The following is a 22,901-nucleotide window of genomic DNA, read 5'->3' on the forward strand; positions in this document are numbered from 1 at the left end:
ATCCGGCAATAAAGGTCAAGCAGCTGCCCTGGACGACCGCCCGATCCACCGCCGCCGACGGCACCGGCGCCGCTCCGCCCGACCCGCCTTCCGCGACCAGGACGCGGGCGAACGTGCCGACCGGGCCACGACGGGGGTGTCGACGGCGGGCACCCGGCCCTCGGCGTTGACGACGGCTGCGTCGCCGGCGAGGGCACGCAGCGGTGGGACGAACCGCCGTTCCAACCCGGCGAGTGGCACATCGGCGGCCACCACGCCGCCCGCGAAACCGGTCTGTCCGAGGCCCGCTGCCAGGGGGCGGGCGAAGCAGAGCCGGTACCGGTTGGAGCCGTGGAGGTCCACGTGCGGGCCACGCCCCACGCCCCCGCCCCGCCCCCGCCCCCGCCCCGCACGGCGAACGTGCCCGGCCCGTGGATTCGGGCTGCTACCGGTCAGCCGATACCGGTCATGAGCGCTCCGGGAGGAAGGCCGGCGGCGCCGGCCGGGAGGGCCCCGCAGCGCCCGTCAGCTCCAGGTGCCCCCGCACCAGATGGTGCACGCACGCGACGGTGTGCGCCTCCGCCGCCGCCCGGGCGCCGGGCCCGTCCCCGGCGACCACGGCGACCAGGATCTCCCGGTGCTGGTCGGCGAACCGCTCCTGGTCGGGCGCGTAGGGCGCCGGCAACCAGAGCAGTGGCCCGAGTTCGGCCTGCAGGCGGACGGCGAGCTGGGTGAGGCGCACCGACTGGGCGGCGACGGCGAGTTCGATGTGGAAGCGGGCATCGGCGCGGCGCAGTTCGGCGGGAGTGCGAGCGTCCCGCAGCGCGGTGACCAACCGGGTGAGCCGGTCGGCGAGGTCGGCGGGCGCGCGTTCGGCGGCGAGCCGGGCGGCGGTGCCGGCGACGGCCAACTCCTCGTCCCCCAGGTCGCGCAGCTCGACGGTGCCGAGTTCGCGCAGGCGGGCGAGCTGGAGGCGGTCCGATCCCTCCGCCGGGGTGCGGACGAAGCTGCCGCCGTTGCGGCCGCGCCGGGTCTCGATCAGCCCGGCGTCGCGGAGCAGGGCGAGCGCCTCGCGGAGGGTGCCGTTGGCGACGCCGAGCTGATCGGCGAGATCGTTCTCGCTGGGCAGTTGGTCACCGTCGGCCACCAGGCCGAGGGCGATGGCCTCGGTGATCCGGCGTGCGACGGCGTCGGCCCGGCCGAGGTCGGTGAGCGGGGCGAGGACGGCGCTGAGCAGCGGGGTCGTACTCCCGGTGCTGGTCATGGCGGGCCCTCCCCGATCACCGTCCTGCTGAGTGTTTCCGGCAGGGTACAACGCAAACGGCGGTACGCCCTTGCCGCTGGAAACTCAGTCTCGTATGTTTTCCCGCACCCTCACCCCGAGCGTCACGTCACGATCCCAGGAGGCGGTCATGACCGATGCCAGCGCACGTGCCACTCCCCCCACACCCCACCACCCCTCCCGACCGGTGCGGACGCCGACCCCGACGCCGACCCCGACCCCGACGCCGACGCGATGCCGAACGCCTCGCCGCCCTCGGCTGCACCTCCGCGTTCAAGAGCGACATGAACCTCCGGACCGACCTCTCCCGTGGGTTCACCTATCTCTCCCCAGCCGCCGGCGCCTGCACACTCTTCGCGGCCTCCCTCGCCACCGCCAGCGCCACAGCCACCGTCAGCACCACCGGTACCGCCAGCACCACCGCCACCAAAGCGATCCGAAGGAGACCACGTTGAGCGTCCCGGTCCGATGGCTCGTGCAGCGGCGCGACCTCGGTCTGCGGGTACTGGCCGGCCAGGGCGACCTGGACCGGCCGGTCACCTGGGCCCACAGCATCGAACTCGCCGATCCGACCCCCTGGTTGAGCGGCGGCGAACTCGTCCTCACCACCGGCCTGCGGCTCTCGCCGGAGGACGCGGACGGCGCCGCCGCGTACGTCCGCCGACTGGTGGCGGCCGGCGTCGCCGCACTCGGCCTCGGCGTCGGCCTCTCCCACCCCCGAGTGCCGCCCGCCCTGGTGGAGAACGCCCGTGCCACCGGCCTGGTCCTGCTCGAAGTCCCGCTCCCCACACCGTTCGTGGCCATCACCAAGGCGCTGATGGAACGGCTCGCCGAGCTCCAGTACGAAGGCGTGGTCCGGGCCTCGCGCAGCCAGCCCCGGATGACCCGGGCAGCACTGCGCGGCGGAGCCCGTGCCGTGGTCCGCGAACTGGCCTCCGCGGCGGAGGCCGGCGTGCTGCTGCTCACCGACGACGGCCAGCTGCTCGCCGCCCACCCGGCCGAGGCCGCCGACCTGGCCCCTGGTCTGCTCGCCGACACCGGCGAACGGGGACCGGCCGGCATGCTGCGCACCCGGGCGGCGAGCGCGGTCAGCGCCTCACCGCACAGGACGGTGACCGTCCAGCAGGTCCGGCTCGGCCTGCGGCCGCACGGCCGACTGGTACTGGTCACCGACCACTCCCCCACCCCCGTCGACCACCTGCTGCTCGGCCACGCCGCCTCCCTGCTCGCCCTGGAGGCGGAGAAGCCGCTGCGCCTGCGCGACGAACAGCACCGCGTCCACGGCCTGGTCCTCGGCCTGCTGCTGGACGGCGCGCTCACCCCCGCCGCGGCCCGCGAGCACCTCACCGAGGCCGGGTTCCCGTCCCAGGCCGGCGTCCGGGTGCTCGCGCTGCGCGGCAGTACGCCCCGGCGGGTGCTGGACGCCGCCGCCGAGGACCTCGCCGCCCGCGGGCTGCCACTGTTCGGCGCGGTGCGCGAGGGCTGTGCGGTCGTCCTGTTGCCGGGCGACGACCCGGGCGCGGCACGGGCCCTGGCCGGGGGCGCGGCCGCCCGCCTGCGCCCGCGCCCCTGGGCCGGGCTCTCCGCCGTCCATGCCCCGGCCGACGCTGGGGGCGCCCTGCGCGAGGCGCTCAACGCCGCGGCCCTCGGCCCGGCCCGGAGAGAGGAACTCGTCGACTACGAGTCCCTGGCCGGCCAGGTGCTGATCGCCGATCCAGACACCCGGGCCGTCCTGGCCGGCCTCGCGCAGACCCGGCTCGGCCCGCTCGCCGCCCACGACCGCACCCACGGCAGCGAGTTGCTCCTCTCCCTGCGTACCTTCCTGGAGCACCACGGCCACTGGGAGTCGGCCGCCACCGCACTCGGCATCCACCGCCACACCCTGCGCGGGCGCCTCGACAAGGCTCGCACCCTGCTCGCCGTCGACCTGGACTCCGCGCACGTGCGCGCCGAACTGCTGCTCGCCCTCACCGCCTGGCCGGGGGAGTAGGAGCGCTGCCCGTCGCCAGGGCGGCCAGGGCCTCCGAGATCGGCATCCCGGTGCCCGGCCGAGGGCTGCCGCGCCGGGGCCGGTGGCCACCGGCGCCGCTCCACGAACCCGCCGGCCCGGGCTGAGCCGCCCGGGCCGGCACCGCTCGCGCCCTCTGCCCGCTACCCGCTACCGATCCAACGTCGCCAGGAGCAGGTTCGGGTCGGTACGGGTGACGAAGGCCGCGCTCGGGACGTAGACGGTGTCGCCGCGGACGGCCACCGCGGTCGGGTTGGAGAGACCGTCCTGCTGGGTCAGCACCGTGTGGTGGGTGCCGTCCTCCGCGATGAGGACGGCCTCGCTGGCAGGGTTGAGGGCGGCGATCAGGTTGTCACCGTGGCCGACGAAGGCGAAGTCGTCGAGGCCACCGAGCCCGGTGGCGCGGATATCGGCCGGGCCGGCGGAGCCGCCGTGCCGGATCGGAATGCGCAGCAGGTTGCCGGTGTCGGTGTTGCCGACCCAGACGGCGTGGTGGTGCACCTTGAGACCGTTGGCGCCGAACCCGCCGGTAGGCTTGAGCAGGGCGTCGTCGGACCAGACCACCGGGTCCCCGCCCTCCACGGGGACGATCCGCACCACGCCGAGGGCCGAGTCGGCCGAGTAGAGCCGGCCTTCGCGCTCGTCGAGGGCGAGGCCGTTGGGGAGGCTGTCGGCGGGGAAGGCGGAGATGCGCTCGGGGGTGCCGCCGGGGCAGAGCCGCCAGATGCCGGTGAGGTCCTCGGTACCGGTGGCGTAGGCGAAGTAGAGGGTGCCGTCGTGGGCGCGGACGATACCGGAGACGACGGCCGCGCCCAGCAGTGGCGTGGCGGGATTCGCGGGAGCGGGGAGGGTGGCGAGGACGGTGAGGTTCCCGGCGGTGTCGACCCGGCCGATCTGGCGTGCGAAGGAGAAGCTGAGGTCGGCGGAGCCGTCGGGTTCGAGCGCGATGTTCTCCGGCTGGAGTCCCTGGGCCAGGTCGAAGTGGGCGATGATCCGCGGCTGGGAGAGCGGCGGTGCCACGGCCACGGCGGGAGTCGCGGCAAGCAGGCCGAGGGCTGCGGAGGCCGCGACGGCCGTGCCGAGCAGGCCGGTGAGGTGGCGGGGAGGGCGGGTCATGGAGGGCTCCTCGAACTCGAAGTCGAACCGCATGTCGAACCGCACGTCGAACCGCGATGCAGCCTCGAAACCGACCTCGAACCCGGCGACGGACCTCGAAACCGGGCCTCGAAACCGGCGACGGACCTCGAAGCCGGCGCCCCGAAGCAGGCCGCGCCGGACGCGCAGCTGCCAGCAGAACACGCCCGCCACCGCCGTCATCCGCACCGGACCGCCGTGCCCCGGCAGATCCCCCGGGCGGGCCGCCCCTGTCCGGGTGACCCCTCTCCGGGCGAGTACGCGCCGCCACCGCGTCCGAAGGCACCTCACGAATCGTCCGCCCGACGAAACGTCCAGCCGACGCACCGCTTCGCAGGACATCCCGTCCACTGCGTCACCGGCTCCTGCCGCCCAGAATGATCCGCACCCCAGCGGACAGGCCCGGCGGTGAAGCCGGGCGAGCGACAGGGAGAGCCATGGCCCTCATGGAGCAGGGAGCAGGGACGGCGCCCGCCGCCCCACGGGCGAAGCGGCCGAGCCCGCCGGTGGAGCGGCTGCGCCAGTTGGTCGGCGGACGCTGGCGCGCGGGTGGCGGGCGGGAGCTGCTCTCGGTCAACCCGGCACGGCCGAAGGAGGTGGTGGCCACCGGCCGGCTCGCGCAGGCACGGGATCTGGACGATGCGGTGGCAGCGGCCCGCGAGGCCTTCCCCGGGTGGGCGGCGACGCCGCACCACGGCCGTGCCGGCGTCCTGGCGCACGCGGCCGCGCTGCTGGACCGACGGGCCGAGTGGTACGGCGAGGAGCTGGCCCGGGAGGAGGGCAAGACCCGGGCCGAGGGCGTCGGGGAGGTCCGCCGGACCGCGGAGGTCTTCCGTTACTGCGCGGGTGAGGCGTCACGGCCGGCCGGAGAGGTGTTCGCCTCCCCGCGCCCGGGCGAGCAGATCCAGGTGCTGCACCGGCCGGTCGGCGTGGTCGCGGCGGTGACGCCGTTCAACTTCCCGATCGCCGTCCCCGCGTGGAAGATCGGGCCGGCGCTGGGATTCGGCAACACCGTCGTGTGGAAGCCGTCCGGCCTGGTGCCCCTGCTGGCGCAGCGGCTCGCCGAGACCCTGGTCGAGGCCGGACTGCCGCGCGGGGTGCTGGGACTGCTCCACGGGGACGGCGAGTTGGGGGCTCGACTGGCGGGCCACCCGGGGGTGGACGCGGTCACCTTCACCGGCTCGACGGCCGTCGGGCGGGCCCTGATCGCCTCGTGCGGCACGCTGGCCCGACCGGTGCAGACGGAGCTGGGTGGCAAGAACGCGGCGGCCGTGCTCGCGGACGCCGATCTCGGCCTGGCCGCCGCCGAGGTGGTGGCCGGGGCGTTCCGTTCGGCGGGGCAGAAGTGCACGGCGACCTCGGGGCTGATCGTCGCGGACGCGGTGGCGGACGAGCTGATCGCCCGCGTGGTGGACCGGGCGGCAGCACTGCGGGTCGGCGATCCGCTGGAGCCGTCCACCGACATGGGCCCGGTCGTCTCGCTCCAGGCGCGCGACGAGCTCCAGCACGCGGTGGACGCCGCCGCGGCCCGCCCGGGTGCCGAGGTGTTGACGGGCGGCCGCCCGTACGGTGGCCCACTCGCCTCGGGCGCCTATCTCCCGCCCACGGTCGTCGAGTTGACCGGGGACGAACCGCTCTGGCACGACGACCCGCTCTGGCGCGAGGAGTTGTTCGGCCCGGTCCTGGTCGTCCGCCGCGCGCGGGACGACCGGGAGGCGCTCCGACTCGTCAACGACAGCGCGTTCGGCCTGGCCGCCGCCGTCTTCACGAACGACCTGCACAACGTGGCCGCCGCGATCGACACGTTGGACGTGGGCGTGCTGCACATCAACTCCGAGACGGCGGGCGCCGATCCGCACGGCCCGTTCGGCGGGGCCGGACGGTCCGGCTACGGGCCGAGGGAACAGGGGAGCGCCGCCCGGGAGTTCTTCACCACCACCCGGACGGTGTACGTACGCGCCTCCGCCGGGGGTGCCCGGTGAATCCGCAGCGCACCACAGCACCCGAAACCCCGACCGGACCGGACACCCCTACCGCACCGACGACCCCGGCCGCACCGGCAGGCCAGGCAGCCCTCCCCCTCGCCGGCGTCCTGGTGGCCGACTTCGGCCGCGTCCTCGCCGCCCCGTACGCCACGATGCTCCTCGCCGACCTGGGTGCGGACGTGGTCAAGGTCGAGCAGCCGGGTACCGGGGACGACACCCGCGCCTGGGGCCCGCCCCACGCACAGGGCGAGGCCACCTACTTCCTCTCCGTCAACCGCAACAAGCGCTCGATCGCCCTCGACCTGCGCGACCCCGCCGACCACGCCCGTGCGGTCGAACTGATCCGCCGGGCTGATGTCTTGGTGGAGAACTTCCGGCCCGGCACGATGGCGAAGCACGGCCTCGGACACCAGGAGGCCCGTGCCCTCAACCCCCGGCTCGTCTACTGCTCGGTGACCGGCTTCGGGCCCGGTGCGGGTGCCGCACTGCCGGGGTACGACCTGCTGGTGCAGGCCGTCGGCGGGCTGATGAGCGTGACCGGCCCGGCGCCGGGCGTGCCGGTGAAGACCGGGGTGGCCCTGGTGGACGTCCTGACCGGACTGCACGCCGCCGTCGGGGTGCTGGCAGCGCTGCGCGAGCGGGACGCCACCGGTGAGGGCCAGCTGGTGGAGGTCAACCTCCTCTCCACGCTGCTCTCCAGCCTGGTCAACCAGTCCGCCGGGTACACCCTGGCCGGCGTGGTGCCGGGCATCCTCGGCAACCGCCATCCGTCGATCGCGCCGTACGAGGTGTTCACCGCCGCCGACCGGCCGCTGGTGATCGCCGTCGGCAACGACCGCCAGTTCGCCTCACTCTGCCGGGGGTTGGAGGCACCGGAGCTCGCCGCCGACGCCCGGTTCGCCACCAACCCCGAGCGTGTCGCGCACATCGACGCGCTGGCCGCCGAACTCACCGACCGTCTCCGGCACCGGACCGCCGCCGAGTGGTTCGCCCTCCTCACGCCGCTCGGCGTGCCGTGCGGACCGGTCAACGACCTGGCCGGAGCCTTCCAACTCGCCGACACCCTGGGCCTGGAGCCGCGCGCCTCTCTGCCCGGCCCGGACGGCGAACCGCTCGACCTGGTCGCCAACCCGATCGGCCTCTCCCGCACGCCCCCGCGCTACGAGCGCCGCCCGCCGGCACTCGGCGAACACACCGTCGAGCTCAGCGCCTGGCTGGACGACCGGCTCCCCCACCGAAACGAGGAATCCCGATGACCAAGCCCCTTGCCGACCCGCTCGACCTGATCGACTTCTCCTCCCTCCTCACCGACGAGGAGCGCGAGATCCAGGACACCGTCGCCCGGTTCCTCGCCGACCGGGTCCGCCCGCACCTCGGCGAGTGGTTCGAGAACGCCCACTTCGCCCGCGAACTCGCCCCCGAACTGGGTGCCTTGGGTCTGCTCGGGATGCACCTGGACGGCTACGGCTGCGCCGGCACCAACGCCGTCTCGTACGGGCTGGCCTGCATGGAACTGGAGGCCGCCGACTCCGGCTTCCGCAGCTTCGTCTCGGTCCAGGGCTCGCTGTCGATGTACTCCATCCGGAGGTGGGGCTCGGAGGAGCAGAAGCAGCAGTGGCTGCCGCAACTGGCGGCCGGCACCGCGATCGGCTGCTTCGGCCTCACCGAACCGGACTTCGGCAGCAACCCGGCCGGGATGCGCACCCGCGCGGTGCGCGACGGCGACGACTGGGTGCTCAACGGCTCCAAGATGTGGATCACCAACGGCGGCATCGCCGACGTCGCCACCGTCTGGGCCGCCACCGAGAACGGCGTGCGCGGCTTCCTCGTCCCGCGCGGCACTCCCGGTTTCACCACGCGCGACATCAAGCAGAAGATGTCCCTGCGCGCCTCCGTCACGTCCGAACTCCATCTGGACGACGTCCGGTTGCCGGCCGACGCCCGGCTGCCGGAGGCCGAGGGGCTGCGCGGTCCGCTCTCCTGCCTGAACGAGGCCCGGTTCGGCATCCTGTTCGGCGTGGTCGGCGCCGCCCGGGACTCGCTCCAGGCCGCCCTCGGGTACGCCGATTCGCGGATCCAGTTCGACCGGCCGATCAGCGGGTTCCAGCTCACCCAGCGGAAGTTGGCCGACATGGCGGTCGCGCTCGGGAACTCCGCACTGCTCGCCGTCCACCTCGGCCGACTGAAGGACGGGGGCCGGATCCGGCCCGAGCAGATCAGCGTCGGCAAGCTCAACAACGTGCGCGAGGCACTGTCCATCGCCCGCGAGTGCCGGACGATCCTCGGCGCCAACGGGATCTCCCTGGAGTACTCGCCGCTCCGGCACGCCAACAACCTGGAGTCGGTGCTCACTTACGAGGGAACCAGCGAGATCCACACCCTGGTCATCGGCCAGGCGCTCACCGGGCAGGCCGCGTACAAGTAGCCGTACTGCGGGCCGCGCCCGGCCTGTCCGGGGCCGGCGCGGCCCGCCGGGTTTCCACCCGGCGCCGATGCCCTTGGCGCCGGGTGGAGCTCTCGCCGGGAGGGCGGTCAGACCGCGACCGCCTCCTCCATCTCCTCCTCGGCCGACTCCTCGGCCGTCTCCTCCCCGGCCTCGACCGCGCCCTTCCGCCGCAGCGCCGCCCGCCCGCGGTTCTCGTGGAGGGCCGCACCGGCCATCACCGCGCCGCCGAGCAGCAGCCAGAGCACCAACGTCAGCACGTGCCGGCCGAGGCCGGCGCCGCCGTCGAAGTAGAGGATGCTGCGCGCGCCCTCCATGAATCCGGCGCCCGTCCAGAAGGAGTGCAGGCCGCCGAAGAACCCGTTCTGCAGGTCGGGCCGGTAGATGCCACCGGAGGTGGTGAAGTTCAGCATCACGAACAGCACCATCATCGCCAGCGTGGTCCACCGCTTGAGGAAGGTGTGCAGGCCGATGCCGACCGCGATGATGCCCGCCGAGTAGAGCCAGCCGAGGGCCCAGACGGCGGCCTGGTGGTGGTCGACGACGTGGAAGACCGGCCCGGCGGTGACGATCCCGATCACGCTCACCACGAGCGAGACGGCCAGGCCGACCAGTGCCCGGATCCGCATGCCCAGCGCCGCACCGGCCGCGCCGATCACGGCGACGCTCGCGTAGGAACCGATGCTGAGGGCGACCAGCAGGAAGAACAGGCCCTGCCCGGTCGGGTCGCCCTTGCTCAGGGCGGTGAGGTTGGTGACGTGCAACGGCACGCCCTGCTTGTCGGTGACGTTCTGGAACACCGCCTCCGCCGCCATCGCGGAGGTGTCGGAGCCGCCCTTGGCCACGATCAGCTCGGGGCTCCTGGCGTCCGGCAGGAACGCGCCGACCAGTTCGCGCTCGCGCAGCTGCTGCTCGGCGGCGTCACGACTGGGCAGCGTGCTGACGTCGAGCGCCGGGCCCGCCTTGGCCCGGACGGCGTCCGCAAGGCCCTGCGCCTGCGGGGTGGTGCCGACGACGGCGACCTTCAGGTGGTTGGGCTCGGGCTGGTGGAAGGCGCCCTGGTAGGCGAGGGCCATCCCGAGGCACATCAGCAGCGGGGTGATCAGGTGGATGGCGAGGTGCTTGAGCGAGTGCCCCAGGGCGGGCGCTGCGGCGGTGGTCCGGGGTGTGCTCATGGCGTTCGTTCCGTCCTCCGGTACTGGATCCACAAGAGTGGTAAATGCAACTATCTAGATGCAGTGTACAACCAGTTTGGGTTCGGAGAGAACCACGGGGACCCAGGGGGACCACGGGGAGCCACAGGAGCCGCAACCGCCGCATCGCCGTCGGCCCGGGGCGGCACCAGGACGCTGTCAGCCCGGGACAGGAGCCCGCCGGGACATCGTCAGCCCGGGACAGGAGCCCGCCGGGACATCGTCAGCCCACGTCGGGCCCCCAGGGCGCCGTCACCCCGGGCGCCGTCACCCTCGAACGACATCACCCCGGAACGGCATCACCCCAGCTCGAACACCCCGTACGAGAAGCCCTCCGCCCGCAGCTCCCCGTCCGTCACCCGCACCCCGTGCACCTCCAGCGGCCGCGCGACGACCGGCCCGGCCCCCGCCGCACCCGGCCCGAGCAGCGCCGCGGGCGGCCCGAGCGGTACCGTGCCCGGCTCCCGCCGCGGGTTGACGGCCACCAGGTACCGGCCCGCCCGGGTGTACACCATCGGATACCCGGCGTGCCGGACGTCCACCGCGCCCTCGGCCCCCAGCCCCGGGTGGGCCCGGCGCAGCGCGATGAGACGGCGGACGGTGTGCAGCAGCGAGGTCGGGTCGGCCCGCTGGGTGGCGACGTCGGGGCGGCGCGGGTCGGGGTCGACGGGCAGGTACAGCCGCTCGGCCGGGGCGCTGGAGAAACCGGCGTTCGGCCCGGGCGCCCACTGCATCGGGGTGCGCGAGCCGGCCCGGTTGTAGCGCGGGCCGAGCACGCTGCCCTCGACGTCGGGCAGGCCCGGCACGTACCGCATGCCGATCTCGTCGCCGTAGTAGACGGCGGGCAGGGTGGGCCAGGTGAACAGGAGGGCGAAGGCGGGGGCGAGCTGCTCGGCGGTGCGCGGGCCGGTGGCCAGCCGGGAGAAGTCGTGGTTGGCGGTGGGGAGGGCGATGTACCCGGCGCCCTCGGTGAGTTCGGCGGCGGAGCGCCAGGCATCCAGGAAGACCTGCGGGGTGCCGCGGCCCTCGGCCTCGAAGTAGCAGGGACCCTGCTTCCAGTACTCCTCCACCGTGCCGGCGTTGTTGTTCCAGAGCGAGCGCAGCGGCAGGCCGCGGTCGGCGCCGCCGAACTGGAGGAAGAAGTCGGCGTGGAAGCCGGCCGCGACGGCGGTCGCCGGGTCACCCCACTCGGCGAACAGGGCGGCCTGCGGGTGGGCGCGGTCGAGCCAGTCGCGCAGCCCGGTCCAGAGCTTGGCCGTCTCGGTGAACCCCGGGTCGTCCTTGACCAGCGAGGAGGCCATGTCCACGCGGAAGCCGGCCACGCCGAGGCCGAGCCAGTGCGCCATGATCTCGCGCAGTGCGGCGCGGTTGGCGCGCGGGCCTTCGGCGTCGACCGGCTGACGCCAGGGCTGGTCGGAACGGGTGCGCGCGTAGCCGAAGTTGAGCGCGGGCTGGCAGTCGAAGAAGTTCGGCCGGTACCAGCCGGGCCGGCTGCCGGGCGAGGCGACGAAGCCGTCGGCCGGGCGGTCGGACCAGATGTAGCGGTGGTCGGACGGGTCCTCGGCGGCGGCCACGAACCACGGGTGGCGGTCGGAGGTGTGGCCGGCGACCAGGTCGAGGAGGAGCCGGATGCCCCGGCGGCCCGCCGCCTCGACGAGCGCCGCGAAGTCCTCGGTGGCGCCGTAGCGCGGGGCAGGCGCGAGGTAGTCGCTGATGTCGTAGCCGGCGTCGCGGAACGGCGAGGCGAAACAGGGGTTGAGCCAGACCGTGTCGACGCCGAGCCAGGCGAGGTGGTCGAGGTGCTCGGCGATGCCCGCGAAATCCCCGACGCCGTCGCCGTCGGAGTCGGCGAACGTCTGCGGGTAGATCTGGTAGAGGACTGCGTCGGCGAGCCAGTCGGGGCCGGGGCGGGTCGAGGTCATGGGATGGATCCTCCTGCCGGGTACCGGGGGCCGGGGGCACCGATTCTCGTCCAATCCCGGCCGTCCCGACAGCCCACGTACCCACTCGGGCCCGACCCGCCGGCCCAGGCGCCCGACGCCCAACCACCGACCACCGCCCGCCGCACCCGGCCACCGACCACCAACCACCGGCCACCGCACCCGGCCGCCCAGCCGCCGGCCGGCCGGGCCGGCCACCGTCAGCCCCGCGCCCCGCACGCCTCGGTGAACGCCTTCGCCCGGCGGGTGATCTCGGCCCAGTCGCCGGCCGCCACGACGTCCGGCGCCACCACGTCCGTCCCGGCGCACACCGCGGCCGCGCCGTGCGCCAGGAACTCACCGGCGCTGCCCGCGTTGACGCCGCCGGAGGCGACCAGCGGGACGTCGGGGTACGGGCCGCGGAGGTCCTTGAAGTAGCCGGGGCCGAACGCCCGGGCCGGGAAGATCTTGACCGCGGCGGCGCCGAGTTCGGTGGCCTGGAGCACCTCGGTCGGCGTGAGCGCGCCGAGCACCACGGGCATCCTGGCGGTGTGCGCGCACTCCGCCACCTCGGGCCGGAGCCCGGGGGTGACCAGGAACGAGGCACCGACGGCGAGCGCCCGCTCGGCCTGCTCCGCCGTCAGCACGGTGCCGACCCCGACCCGCCAGCCCTTCCGCGCGGCGCGTTGCAGATGGTCCGTCACATCCGGTGTGGTGTAGGTGAATTCGGTCAGGTTGATGCCTCCCTCGGCGAGCGCGGCACAGAGCGCGACCGCATCCGGTATGCGGGGGGCGCGGACCACCGCGATGACGGGCGAGGAGGCCAGCACGGCGCGCATGCGGGCGAGGACGGAAGGCGTGGGGTTCATGCGGCTCGGGTCCCTCGATCGGTTCGGCGCAGGGCGCGCCCGGGCCGGGCGCCCGTGGTTCGGCCCTGCCGGACGACGGCGGTGCCGTTGACGTAGACGTGCTCGATGCCTGCGGCGGGCTGCCGGGGTTGTTCGAAGGTGGCGGTGTCGCGGACCGTCCCGGGGTCGAAGAGCACCAGGTCGGCGTGGTGGCCGGGGGCGATCAGGCCGCGCCGGTCGAGACCGAGCCGGGCGGCGGGACGGCCGGTCATCCGGGCGACCGCCTCCTCCAGCGTGAGCACACCCGACTCCCGGCTGTAGCGCGCCAGATACCGGGGGAAGGTGCCCCAGGCGCGGGGGTGCGGCCGGGCGCCGACCAGCAGGCCGTCGCTGCCCACGGTGTGCGCGCGGTGGCGCATGATCGCCCGGACGTTCTCCTCGTGGCCGACGTGCTGGAGGATGGTGGTGGCCAGTTCGTCCCGGCGCAGCAGGTCGAGGAAGACCTCCGTCCCGCTCCGGCCCTGCTCGGCGGCGAGTTCGGCGACGGTCCGCCCGACGGCACCCGCCAGCGCCGGGTCCCGGACGCCGGAGAGCTGGATGGTCGCCCAGTCGGTGACGACCCCGTGACAGCCGTCGCTGCCCTTCTCCTCCACCTCGTACCGGATGCGCTCGCACGCGTCCGGCTCACCGAGCCGGGCCAGGGTCGCCCGCGGGCCGCCCTCGGTGGCCCAGCCGGGCAGCAGGGCGGCCAGGGTGGTGGACCCGGGCAGGTACGGGTAGCTGTCCAGGGTGAGGTCGACGCCGTCGGCGAGTGCCCGGTCGACCAGGTCGAGCAGTTCGCCGGCCCGCCCCTGGTTGACGCCGAAGTTCATGGTGGCGTGGGTCAGGTGGACCGGGCAGCCGGACCGCCGGGCGATCTCCACCATTTCGGCGTAGCCCTCCAATGCCCCCGCCCCGTAGGAGCGTTGGTGCGGCGCGTGGAAGCCGCCGTACTGCGCGACCACCCGGCAGAGCTCGACCAGTTCGGCGGTTCCGGCGTACATCCCCGGCGTGTAGGTGAGGCCGCTCGACATCCCGACCGCACCCTGCCGCAGCCCCTCCGCCAACAGTGCGCGCATCCGGTCGAGTTCGGCCGGTCGCGGCGCCCGGTTCTCCCAGCCCACGGCGAGCATCCGCAGCGAGCCGTGCGGGACCAGGTAGCAGGCGTTGACCCCGACGCCCGTCCGGTCGAGACGGTCCAGGTACTCCCCGACCGTGCGCCAGTCCCAGTCGAAGCCCTCCGGGTCCCCGTTCCAGCCGGCGATCTGGCGGCGCAGCGCGGGCAGCGTGATGTCGTCGACCGGCGCGTACGACAGGCCGTCCTGGCCGAGGACCTCGCAGGTGACGCCCTGGGTGACCTTGGCCGGGTGCTCGGGTTCGAGCAGCAGGGCGAGGTCGGAGTGGGCGTGCATGTCGATGAACCCGGGGGCGAGCACCAACCCGTCGGCGTCCACCTCCCGTACGGCGCCGAGGCCTCGGCCGATCCCGGTGATCAGCCCGTGGTCGACCCGGACGTCGGCCCGGTACCGGTCGGCGCCGGTGCCGTCGACGACGGTGGCGCCCTTGAACACGAGCGGGCCGGCGTCCGCCGGAGGGCCGGCCTCCATCAGAAGAACGTCCTGACCAGGCCGGTGACCTTCGGCTCGGCCGCGGAGGCGTCGTCCAGCACCGGGATCAACGTCCACTTGTCGAAGGCGGTGCAGGGGTGCGAGATGCCGAGCCGCAGCACGGCGCCGACCGGGGCGAGGTCGCCGGCGTCGCGGAGGAAGGCGTGCTGGTCGTTGAGGGCGGTGATCCGGGCCGCCGTACCGGTCAGATCGGCGCCGCCCCGGACCAGTTGCGGCTCGGGCATGCCCTCGTCGAACGGCAGGTCGCGCTTGCCGGCGTCCAGCAGGGCGAGTTGCGGCTCCGGCCGGGAGACCACCTGGGCCCAGCCGTGCAGCGCGCCGCGGAACGGCGCGTCGCCCGCGCCGCGCACGAGCGGCGAGATCCCGCGGTAGAAGCCGTCGTCGTGGGCGATGTACGCGCCCGAGCGGAGGACCACGAAGGCGTCCGGGAGGGCGTTCAACTCCTCCGTCACCAGATCGAAGTAGGCGCTGCCGCCGGCGGTGACCAGCGGCGCGGCGGCGTCGGAGTAGGCGGTGGCGAGCCGCCGGTGCAGCTCGGCGAGGTCCCGCAGGTAGCCGCGGACGGTCGCCAGCCCTTCCGCGCCGGCGTCGTGGGCCAGCGCGCCCTCGTACCCGCCGATGCCGGCCAGCCGCAGGGTGGGCGCGCGCAGCACCGCGGCGGCGACCTCGACCGCCGCGTCGACGCCCCGGGCGCCGGTGCGCCCGCCGGGGCCGCCGAGTTCGACCAGCACCTCGACCGGGCGTTCGGCGCCGGCCGCCCGCAGCGCCTCGTCCATCAGCCGGGCGCTCTCGGCGGAGTCGACCCAGGAGACGAAGGCGAACCCGGGGTCGGCGGTCAGTTCGGCGGCGAGCCAGCCGAGCCCGGCCGGGTCGAGCAGGGTGTTGGCGAGCAGGATCCGCTGCACGCCGAACGCCCGCGCGACGCGGACCTGCGGCAGGTTGGCCAGCGTGATGCCGTGGCTGCCGGCGTCGAGCTGCGCCTGCCAGAGCGCCGGCGCCATCGTCGTCTTGCCGTGCGGGGCGAGGGCGACGCCGGCCTTGGCGCACCAGTCGGCCATGGTCCGGACGTTGTGGCCGACGGCGGCGGCGTCCAGGGTCAGCAGCGGGGTGCCGAGCCCCGCGAGGGTGGGCCCGGTGGCGAGGTAGTCGCGGGCGCTGAGGCCCCAGGCGGCGGGCGGCAGCGCCTTGAACCGCCAGTCGAGCACCTCGTCGGCGAGGGCCGCCACCTTGCCGGTGTCGATCGCCGGCCCGGTGCCGGCGCTCGCGAAGGTGCCGGCGGCTGCGCCTGCGTTGGTCTGGTCCACGGTCCGGTCCACGATCTTCCTCCATCTGCCAGGTTGCAACATGTGCAATGAGGGTTGCACATGCTGGCATCACGGTTCTAGCATCGGCGCCGGACCAAGGTCAACGGAACGGCCGGCCGCAGCACGCGAGGAGCCCAGCAGATGCCCCGACAGGACACCGCCGCGAGCTCGGGCACCGCGCAGCCCACACCTGCGACGGCGGTCTGTGTCGGCGAGTCGATGGCGGTGCTGCTGCCGGACCGGCCGGGCCCGCTGGAATCGGTGGAGAACTTCCGGCTCGCGGTCGGCGGCGCCGAGTCCAACGTGGCGGGCGCGCTGGCCGCCCTCGGCGTGCCGAGCGCGTGGATCAGCCGGGTCGGCGACGATGGCTTCGGCCGCCGCCTGCTCGCCGACGTCGCCGCCCGCGGGGTGGACGTCTCCGCGGTCGCCGTCGACCCGCACCGCCCGACCGGCCTCTACCTCAAGGAGGTCGGCGGCAGCACGGGCCGCCACCACGACCTCGGGCCCGGGCGCAGCCGGCTGCACTACCACCGCCGCGGCTCGGCCGCCGCCGCGCTCTCCCCCGCCCTGCTGGCGGACCCGTCCGCCGCCCGGCTGCTGGCCGGCGCCCGGCTGCTGCACCTGTCCGGCATCACCGCCGCCCTCTCCGACGACTGCCTGGCCCTGCTGCGCGCCCTGCTCGCCGAGCGCCGCCCGGGCCGGCTGGTCAGCTTCGACCTCAACTGGCGCCCCGCCCTCTGGCGCGAGCGCGATCCGGCCGTGCTGCCGCCGCTGCTGGACGCCGCCGACGTACTGCTGCTCGGGGCCGACGAGGCGCAGGCCGCCTTCGGCACCGGCGACCCGCAGGCGCTCCGCCGCCGCTTCCCCTCCCCGGCGACCGTGGTGGTCAAGGACGCCGCCCGGGTGGTCACCGCGCTGGACCGGGACGGCACGGCCGTCAGCGAACCGGCGCTGGCCGTCGAGGTGGTCGAGGCGACCGGCGCGGGCGACGCCTTCGCGGCTGGCTACCTGGCGGGCACCCTGCGCGGCCTGGACCAGCGCCGTCGGCTGCGGCTCGGCCACCTCAGCGCCGCCTGCGCGCTGACCGCCCACGGCGACCAGGCCGAGCTGCCCCCGGCGCCCGCGGTCGACGCCCTGCTGGCGGCCTCCGCCGAGGACTGGGCGGCGACCCGCGTCTCGGCGGACGGCATCGTGTCCCCCGCCCTGCCGGCCATTGCGATCCTCTCGGCGACCGCACCCCTGCCGGCGGGAGGCGGCCCGTCGGCGACAGAGTCCTTGCCGGCGACAGCAGCCCCGCCGACGACAGCAGCGACTCAGCCGACGATCGCGGGCCCGGCGGCGGGCACCGCCGCGCGCCCCCGCCCGGCCACAGACCCTCGACCGGCCCCCTCCCCGGCCCTTGGAGCACCATGAGCCAGACCGTCACCCGCGCCCTGCGCATCCTCGCCGAGCTCGGCGAGGGCGAGCGCTCCCTGGACCAGCTCGCCGAGGTGCTCGGCGTGCACAAGACCACGGTGCTGCGGCTGCTCCAGAGCCTCGAAGAGGAACGTTTCGTCTACCGCGACCCGGCCTACCGCTACCACCTGGGCGCCGGCCTCTTCGCCCTCTCCGGCCTCGCCCTGGAACAGCGCGGCATCCGCCGGATCGCCGCCCCGCACCTGGCCGAGCTGAACGCCGCCACCGGCCAGACCGTGCACCTGGCCGCGTACGAGGGCGGCGAGGTGGTCTACATCGACAAGTACGACTCGCGCCACCCGGTGCGCATGTACTCGCGGATCGGCCTGCGCGCGGCGCTGCACAGCGCGGCGGTCTCCAAGGTGCTGCTGGCCGACCTGCCGGTGCCCGAGCGGCGCCGCGTGGTGGCCGGCATCGACTTCACCCCGCACACCGCCCGGACGCTGACCACCCCCGAGGCCCTGCTGGCCGAGCTGGAGAAGGTCGCCGTCCAGGGCTGGGCGCAGGACCACGCCGAGCACGAGGCGTTCATCAACTGCGTCGCCGCGCCGATCCGGGACGCCAGCGGGCGCGTCGTCGCGGCCGCCTCGATCTCCGTCCCGGACGTCGTCCTCCCCTACGAACAGGTACTGGAGCTGCTGCCGCAGCTGCTCGCCACCACCCGCGCCGTCTCCGCCGACTGCGGGCAGACGCCGTAGCAAGCGCCGGACGCCGTAGGGCGTGCCGGATACGCCCCCGACCGGCTGAGGACCGGGAGCCCCGGTCAGCCCCGGTACCCGTCCCCACCCGACACCCGCCCCGACAAGGGCGACGCACGAGCGATAGGAAACGCATGAGCGAGCACCCCGACCTCCACCAGAAGACCGAGATCCGCACCGACGGCGCCCCCGCCCCGGCCTGGATGTTCTCCCAGGGCGTCCGGAAGGGCCCGATCCTCCAGGTCTCCGGCCAGGGCCCGCAGGACCCGGCGACCGGCGAGTACCTCCACCACGGCGACGTGAAGGCGCAGACCCGGCGGACGCTGGAGAACGTCAAGGCGATCGTCGAGGCCGGCGGCGCCACCGTCGAGGACGTGGTGATGTTCCGCGTCTACCTCACCAAGCGGGCCGACTTCCCGCTGATGAACGAGGTCTACGCCGAGTTCATCGCGGAGAACATCAAGCCGGGCGGCGTGAAGCCCTGCCGCACCACGGTCTTCGTCGAGCTGCCGCAGGAGCCGATGCTGGTCGAGATCGACGCGCAGGCCGTGATCGGCTGACCGCCCGCGCACCCGCGGAGGGCCCGGACGGCCGACCGTCCGGGCCCTCCCGCGTCCGGCGCCGCACGGCACCGCGCCACGACGGACCCCCTCCGGAACCCCGCCCTCACCTTGCCCTCGCCCGGCAAACTCATTAGGTTAGGCTCACCTAACTCACTGGAGGTCGCCATGAGTCCCGTCCCCGCCGACGTCGAGGTCTCCGAGCCCACCGCCGCCGAACGGGTCTGCAGCCTGCTCGACGCCACCTCCTCGGTGGCGATCCGCGCCTGCGGCGAGCACCACGACCTCGACACCCCGGTCGCGGTGCACGGGTCCCGGCTGCGCCTGAGCGCCCCGCTCGACTCGCCGCTCACCCTCGCGGCGACCGGCGAACCGGACGGCCTCGCCGTCGTGCTGGACCTCACTGACGTCGCCCCGGTCGCCGTCCGCGACCGGGTCCGCGGACGCCTCACCCTGGCCGGCCGCCTCCGCCTCGCCCACCTCGCCGACGACGGCGTCAGCGTCCACCTGCACCTGGACGTCGCCCACGCCGTCCTCGCCACCCCGTACGGCACCAGCGCGCTCACCGGCGCCGACCTCGCCCTCGCCTCCCCCGACCCGCTCGCCCGCCTTGAGGCCGACCTGCTCACCCATCTCGCGGACGACCACCGCGACGCGATCGCCGTGCTGACCCGGCTGCTCGACCCCCAACTCCTCGCCGGGCGGCCGAAGATCCGCCCGCTCGCGCTCGACCGGTACGGCCTCGTGCTCCGCCTGGACCACCCGGACGGCCATCGCGACGTCCGCCTGGTCTTCGCCGAACCCGCCCGCGAAGCCGAGGAGTTCGGGCACCGGGTGCACCAGCTGCTGACCGCCGCGCACAGCGGGCTGCCCGCCCACCGGTCCTGACCGGACGGACGGGCAGCCGCTACTGACGGACCATCAGGCATAGCGGGTCTGCGACAGCGGACCGGAAGCCGTGAACCGGAGAACGCTGATCAGACGCCGACGGGGGCCTGCGGACGCTCCCCGGCGTCCTCCAGGATGATCCGCCCCATCCGGGCGTACCGTTCCGGCCGCCGGCTCCTCATGTAGAGCGCCAGCCCGATCCCGCCCACGAACGTGCCGATCACCAGGTACGGGATCAGCCGGAAGAGCAGCGTGTCGGCGGCGGCCCCGGCCGCGGTGTCCTTGTTGATCACCAGCAGCACCACCACGCCCGCCATCGCCACCCCGCCGACCACCGGCGCGACCAGCGTCCGGAGCCAGTGCCTGGTCTCCGGGTGCTTCCCCTGCACGTGGAAGTACCCGACCACGGCGAACGAGCAGAGCGTCTGCACGATCAGGATCGCCATCGTCCCGAGCAGCGCCAGCAGCGTGTACAGGTGGACGTACGGGTCCATCCCGGCCGCCAGGAAGGCCAGGACCAGCCCGACCGCGATCACCGACTGGACCAGCGAGGCGATGTACGGCGAACCGTGCCGCGGGTGGGTGCGACCCAGCGCCGGGTGGATGAACCCCTCCCGGCCGATGGCGTACAGGTACCGGGAGGCGCACTGGTGGAAGGCCATCGCGCAGGCGAATGACCCGGTCACCACCAGCCACTGGAAGACCTTCACCGCCCAGGCGCCGAGGTGCGCTCCCAGCGGGTCGAAGAAGAGGTTGTTGCCGTCCTTGCCCGGCACCAGCCCGTTGGCGACGTCCACCGCGTGGCCGACCCCGTTGCCGGCCACGATCATCCACGACACGAAGACGTAGAACAGGCCCACCCCGACCACCGAGATCAGCGTCGCCCGCGGCACCACCCGCTTGGGGTCGCGGGACTCCTCGCCGTACATCGCGGTCGACTCGAAGCCCACCCAGGACCAGAACGCGAAGAACAGCCCGAGGCCGGCCGCCGCGGCGCCCGAACCGCCCACCCCGTGGAAGGCGTTCAGCGGGTTGACCGCCTCGGCGGCGAAGCCGTCCGGCCCGCCGCCGGTGAACAGCACCGCCAGCGAGACGGCGCTCAGCACGGTGATCTCCAGCACCAGTGCGACGCCGAGCACCCGGGCGGTCAGGTGCAGGTCGAACCAGGCCATCACCGCGATGGCCAGCAGCCCGAACAGCGCGTACCAGCCCCAGCCCGCGTCCAGGCCCAGCTGCGACTTCACCAGTCCGCGCAGCGAGTACGCGAAGAAGCCGATGATCGATGCCTCGAAGACGACGTACGCGAGCACCGCCAGCAGCCCCGAGGCCATCCCGGCGACCCGGCCCAGCCCGTGCGAGATGTACCCGTAGAACGCGCCGGCCGCGGTGATGTGCCGCGCCATCGCCACGTACCCCACCGAGAACACGGTGAGCACCAGCGTCGCGAAGATGTACGCGGCGGGGGCTCCCACGCCGTTCCCCTGGCCGACGATGATCGGCAGGTTGCCGGTCATCGCGGTGATCGGGGCGGCGGTGGCGATCGCCATGAAGACGACGCCCACCAGCCCGACCGAGTCCGCCTTCAGGCGGTTGACCGCACCGCCGCCTCTTCCGTCCGCGTCCGCACCCGCCGCGTCCCCGCTCTGGATGGCCATCCGGCCCCCTTCACCCGCCGTGCCCCTGCCGCCCGCCTGACCGGTCGGACGATGACTGCCCGACAGCATCGGGGCCCGGCGAACACGCCCGCAACGGACAGGTAGTCAGGTAACACGGGTGGGAAGTTGACGCCTTGTTCGGTTCGGAGCCCGCCGTGTTCGAACGGTTTCGGCCCCGGAGCACCCCGAACACCCCCGGAAAAACGGCGGCCGGCCCGGCTCGCGAAGGAGGTTCGCGAGCCGGGCCGGCCTGGGCGTGTCCCGCGCCCGTTGTTCCGCCGTAGGTGCGGAGATCACCCGGTCGAGCGGTCACCCGACATGACCATCCCGGAGATCACTTCGCCCTGCACCCTGCGGTGGTCTCTGCCCGGAGGGTCAGATGGAGACGCCGTGCGCCCGGAGGTAGGCGATCGGGTCGATGTCCGAGCCGTACTCCGAGCCGGTGCGGATCTCGAAGTGCAGGTGCGGGCCGGTCACGTTGCCGGTCGCACCGGAGAGGCCGATCTGCTGGCCGGCGGTGACGGTCTGACCGATCTTCACGCCGATCGAGGACAGGTGCGCGTACTGGGCGTACTTGCCGTCGGCGAGCTTGATCTCGACCTCGTTGCCGTAGGCGCCGCCGTTGCCGGCCTTCACCACGGTGCCGGCCGCGACGGCGCGCAGCGGGGTGCCGGTGGAGGCGACGAAGTCGGCGCCGGTGTGGTGGCCGGAGGCCCACATCGAGCCGGCCACGCCGTAGGCGGTGCCGAGCTTCGGGTTGGCGATCGGGGAGACGTAACCGGAGGTGCTCGCCACCGCGGCCGGGGCCGGGGCGGGGGTCTGGGCGGCGGGCTTCGCGGCGGCCGGGGCCGGCTTGACGGCCGGGGCCTGCGCGGGCTTGGCGGCCTGGACCGGCTTCGGGGCGGCGGCCGGGGCGGCCGGCTTCACGGAGTCCTGCGAGGCGGACTTCGCGGGGGCGGCCGGCTTGGCAGCGGCGGGAGCGGCGGCCGGGGCGGCGGCCTTGGCGCCCAGCGCGAGCTTCTGACCCGGGAAGATCAGGTTCGGGTTGGTGCCGACGACCGTGCGGTTGTGGTCGTACAGCGCCTGCCAGCCGCCCTCGACGTGCTTGGCGTTGGCGATCTTCGACAGGGTGTCCCCGCCGACGACCTTGTAGCTCTCCTCGGCCGGGGCGGCGGCGGGAGCGGCGGCCGGGGCGGGGGCCTCGGCGGCCGGCTGCGCGGCGGCGGCCGGGGCGGCGTCGACGCTGGTGGCGCCGGTCCAGGTGCTGGTCTGCGCGGGCTTCGCGGCCGGCGCGGTGTGGGCCTGGGCGCTGATGGTGGTCACCAGCGGAAGGGCGAACGCGGCGCCGGTGACGGCGGTGGCGATACCGATGCGGGCGGCGCGGGGCAGGGCGATACGACGAGCCTGTACGGCCATGGGGGATTTCCTCTCCGACGCCTGCGAGGTGAGCTGTCGGGTTCGGGCTGGAGTTGCCCGGCCGCATGCGCGGCTTCACCCCAAGCCGGACCGTGAATTCCGGTCCGGCGACTTACCTTTGGGTCCCCCGCTCCTGCCGTACAGAGTTCAGTTCGTACCACCGGGCAGCGGCAGGACTAGGCGTTCCACCCGGTGGCCACCCGGGCCAACGCCGGGCGGTCGCTGAACTAAAACCCATCCGTCCGGGTGAAGCAATGTCGATCTCTTGAACCGGCAACAAAAGCCGGGGGCGCAGTGACGCTCCGAATGATCGGCTGCACAGTACGTGCACAATCGATTAACCGCGCGCCACTGATCCACGACGCTCCGCCGATTTCGGTGTCCGTCCGCATGCGATCACCTACGGAAAGCCATTCACCGACACACCCCCGGTGACCCTTGTCACGTCAGCCCCCGGGGCGGACGAT

17 protein-coding genes and 1 riboswitch are annotated in these 22,901 nt (G+C 74.1%); of the genes, 8 read left to right on the forward strand and 9 right to left on the reverse strand.

What is annotated here, in order from left to right:
• Nucleotides 1–445: 445 nt before the first annotated feature.
• Complete coding sequence (locus J5Y04_RS15400; protein WP_209412561.1) at nt 446–1,243, reverse strand: FadR/GntR family transcriptional regulator; 798 nt, start codon at nt 1,241–1,243, stop codon at nt 446–448.
• Nucleotides 1,244–1,712: 469 nt separating this feature from the next.
• Between J5Y04_RS15400 and J5Y04_RS15405 the strand changes: the two genes are divergently transcribed.
• Complete coding sequence (locus tag J5Y04_RS15405) at nt 1,713–3,251, forward strand: PucR family transcriptional regulator (protein ID WP_209412562.1); 1,539 nt, start codon at nt 1,713–1,715, stop codon at nt 3,249–3,251.
• A 168-nt stretch (nt 3,252–3,419) separates the two neighbouring features.
• On the opposite strand, the gene J5Y04_RS15410 is transcribed toward J5Y04_RS15405, so the two are convergent.
• Nucleotides 3,420–4,385 carry a hypothetical protein gene (locus J5Y04_RS15410; protein ID WP_209412563.1) on the reverse strand — a complete coding sequence of 322 codons (966 nt, stop codon included), beginning with the start codon at nt 4,383–4,385 and terminating at the stop codon, nt 3,420–3,422.
• 464 nt (nt 4,386–4,849) lie between these two features.
• Between J5Y04_RS15410 and J5Y04_RS15415 the strand changes: the two genes are divergently transcribed.
• The 3 genes from J5Y04_RS15415 to J5Y04_RS15425 all read left to right on the forward strand — a co-directional run bounded on the left by J5Y04_RS15415 (nt 4,850) and on the right by J5Y04_RS15425 (nt 8,813).
• A complete protein-coding gene (locus J5Y04_RS15415; protein WP_209412564.1) occupies nt 4,850–6,385 on the forward strand; it encodes an aldehyde dehydrogenase in 1,536 nt (511 codons plus the stop codon).
• 155 nt (nt 6,386–6,540) lie between these two features.
• Nucleotides 6,541–7,644: a CoA transferase gene (locus J5Y04_RS15420; protein WP_307853134.1), complete on the forward strand. Its 1,104-nt coding sequence runs from the start codon at nt 6,541–6,543 to the stop codon at nt 7,642–7,644.
• On the forward strand, nt 7,641–8,813 hold the full coding sequence (locus J5Y04_RS15425) for an acyl-CoA dehydrogenase family protein (protein WP_209412566.1): 1,173 nt from the start codon (nt 7,641–7,643) through the stop codon (nt 8,811–8,813). Before J5Y04_RS15420 ends, J5Y04_RS15425 begins: the two co-directional genes overlap by 4 nt.
• Nucleotides 8,814–8,920: 107 nt before the next feature.
• On the opposite strand, the gene J5Y04_RS15430 is transcribed toward J5Y04_RS15425, so the two are convergent.
• From J5Y04_RS15430 to J5Y04_RS15450, 5 genes are all read right to left on the reverse strand, one after another.
• On the reverse strand, nt 8,921–10,006 hold the full coding sequence (locus tag J5Y04_RS15430) for a hypothetical protein (protein WP_209412567.1): 1,086 nt from the start codon (nt 10,004–10,006) through the stop codon (nt 8,921–8,923).
• A 317-nt stretch (nt 10,007–10,323) separates the two neighbouring features.
• On the reverse strand, nt 10,324–11,946 hold the full coding sequence (locus J5Y04_RS15435) for an alpha-amylase family glycosyl hydrolase (RefSeq protein ID WP_209412568.1): 1,623 nt from the start codon (nt 11,944–11,946) through the stop codon (nt 10,324–10,326).
• Nucleotides 11,947–12,164: 218 nt separating this feature from the next.
• The gene (locus J5Y04_RS15440; RefSeq protein ID WP_245204834.1) at nt 12,165–12,812 is read right to left on the reverse strand and encodes a bifunctional 4-hydroxy-2-oxoglutarate aldolase/2-dehydro-3-deoxy-phosphogluconate aldolase; all 648 of its coding nucleotides are present in this window, start codon (nt 12,810–12,812) and stop codon (nt 12,165–12,167) included.
• Nucleotides 12,809–14,437 (reverse strand): amidohydrolase family protein, encoded by a 1,629-nt coding sequence (locus J5Y04_RS15445; RefSeq protein WP_209412569.1) that lies wholly within the window; start codon nt 14,435–14,437, stop codon nt 12,809–12,811. Before J5Y04_RS15445 ends, J5Y04_RS15440 begins: the two co-directional genes overlap by 4 nt.
• Nucleotides 14,437–15,774 (reverse strand): amino acid deaminase, encoded by a 1,338-nt coding sequence (locus J5Y04_RS15450; protein WP_307853125.1) that lies wholly within the window; start codon nt 15,772–15,774, stop codon nt 14,437–14,439. The genes J5Y04_RS15445 and J5Y04_RS15450 overlap by 1 nt, the downstream gene beginning before the upstream one ends.
• A gap of 129 nt (nt 15,775–15,903) precedes the next feature.
• Here J5Y04_RS15450 and J5Y04_RS15455 point away from each other — a divergent pair, with 129 nt between their 5' ends.
• The 4 genes from J5Y04_RS15455 to J5Y04_RS15470 all read left to right on the forward strand — a co-directional run bounded on the left by J5Y04_RS15455 (nt 15,904) and on the right by J5Y04_RS15470 (nt 19,363).
• On the forward strand, nt 15,904–17,175 hold the full coding sequence (locus J5Y04_RS15455; protein ID WP_245204835.1) for a sugar kinase: 1,272 nt from the start codon (nt 15,904–15,906) through the stop codon (nt 17,173–17,175).
• Nucleotides 17,172–17,915: an IclR family transcriptional regulator gene (locus J5Y04_RS15460; RefSeq protein WP_209412571.1), complete on the forward strand. Its 744-nt coding sequence runs from the start codon at nt 17,172–17,174 to the stop codon at nt 17,913–17,915. Before J5Y04_RS15455 ends, J5Y04_RS15460 begins: the two co-directional genes overlap by 4 nt.
• A gap of 134 nt (nt 17,916–18,049) precedes the next feature.
• A complete protein-coding gene (locus tag J5Y04_RS15465; RefSeq protein ID WP_209412572.1) occupies nt 18,050–18,475 on the forward strand; it encodes a RidA family protein in 426 nt (141 codons plus the stop codon).
• A gap of 168 nt (nt 18,476–18,643) precedes the next feature.
• Entirely contained in the window at nt 18,644–19,363 is a 720-nt protein-coding gene (locus J5Y04_RS15470) for a DUF2470 domain-containing protein (RefSeq protein ID WP_209412573.1), read from the forward strand.
• Nucleotides 19,364–19,452: 89 nt separating this feature from the next.
• Here J5Y04_RS15470 and J5Y04_RS15475 read toward each other — a convergent pair whose 3' ends face one another.
• Together J5Y04_RS15475 and J5Y04_RS15480 are read right to left on the reverse strand one after the other, a co-directional pair.
• Nucleotides 19,453–21,018 carry an APC family permease gene (locus J5Y04_RS15475; RefSeq protein ID WP_209412574.1) on the reverse strand — a complete coding sequence of 522 codons (1,566 nt, stop codon included), beginning with the start codon at nt 21,016–21,018 and terminating at the stop codon, nt 19,453–19,455.
• 375 nt (nt 21,019–21,393) lie between these two features.
• A complete protein-coding gene (locus J5Y04_RS15480) occupies nt 21,394–22,434 on the reverse strand; it encodes a LysM peptidoglycan-binding domain-containing M23 family metallopeptidase (protein WP_209412575.1) in 1,041 nt (346 codons plus the stop codon).
• A gap of 5 nt (nt 22,435–22,439) precedes the next feature.
• A riboswitch (cyclic di-AMP (ydaO/yuaA leader) is annotated at nt 22,440–22,597 on the reverse strand.
• Nucleotides 22,598–22,901: the final 304 nt, after the last annotated feature.

Origin of the sequence: Kitasatospora sp. RG8, assembly GCF_017813315.1 — a bacterium.
Taxonomy (GTDB): Bacteria; Actinomycetota; Actinomycetes; order Streptomycetales; family Streptomycetaceae; genus Kitasatospora.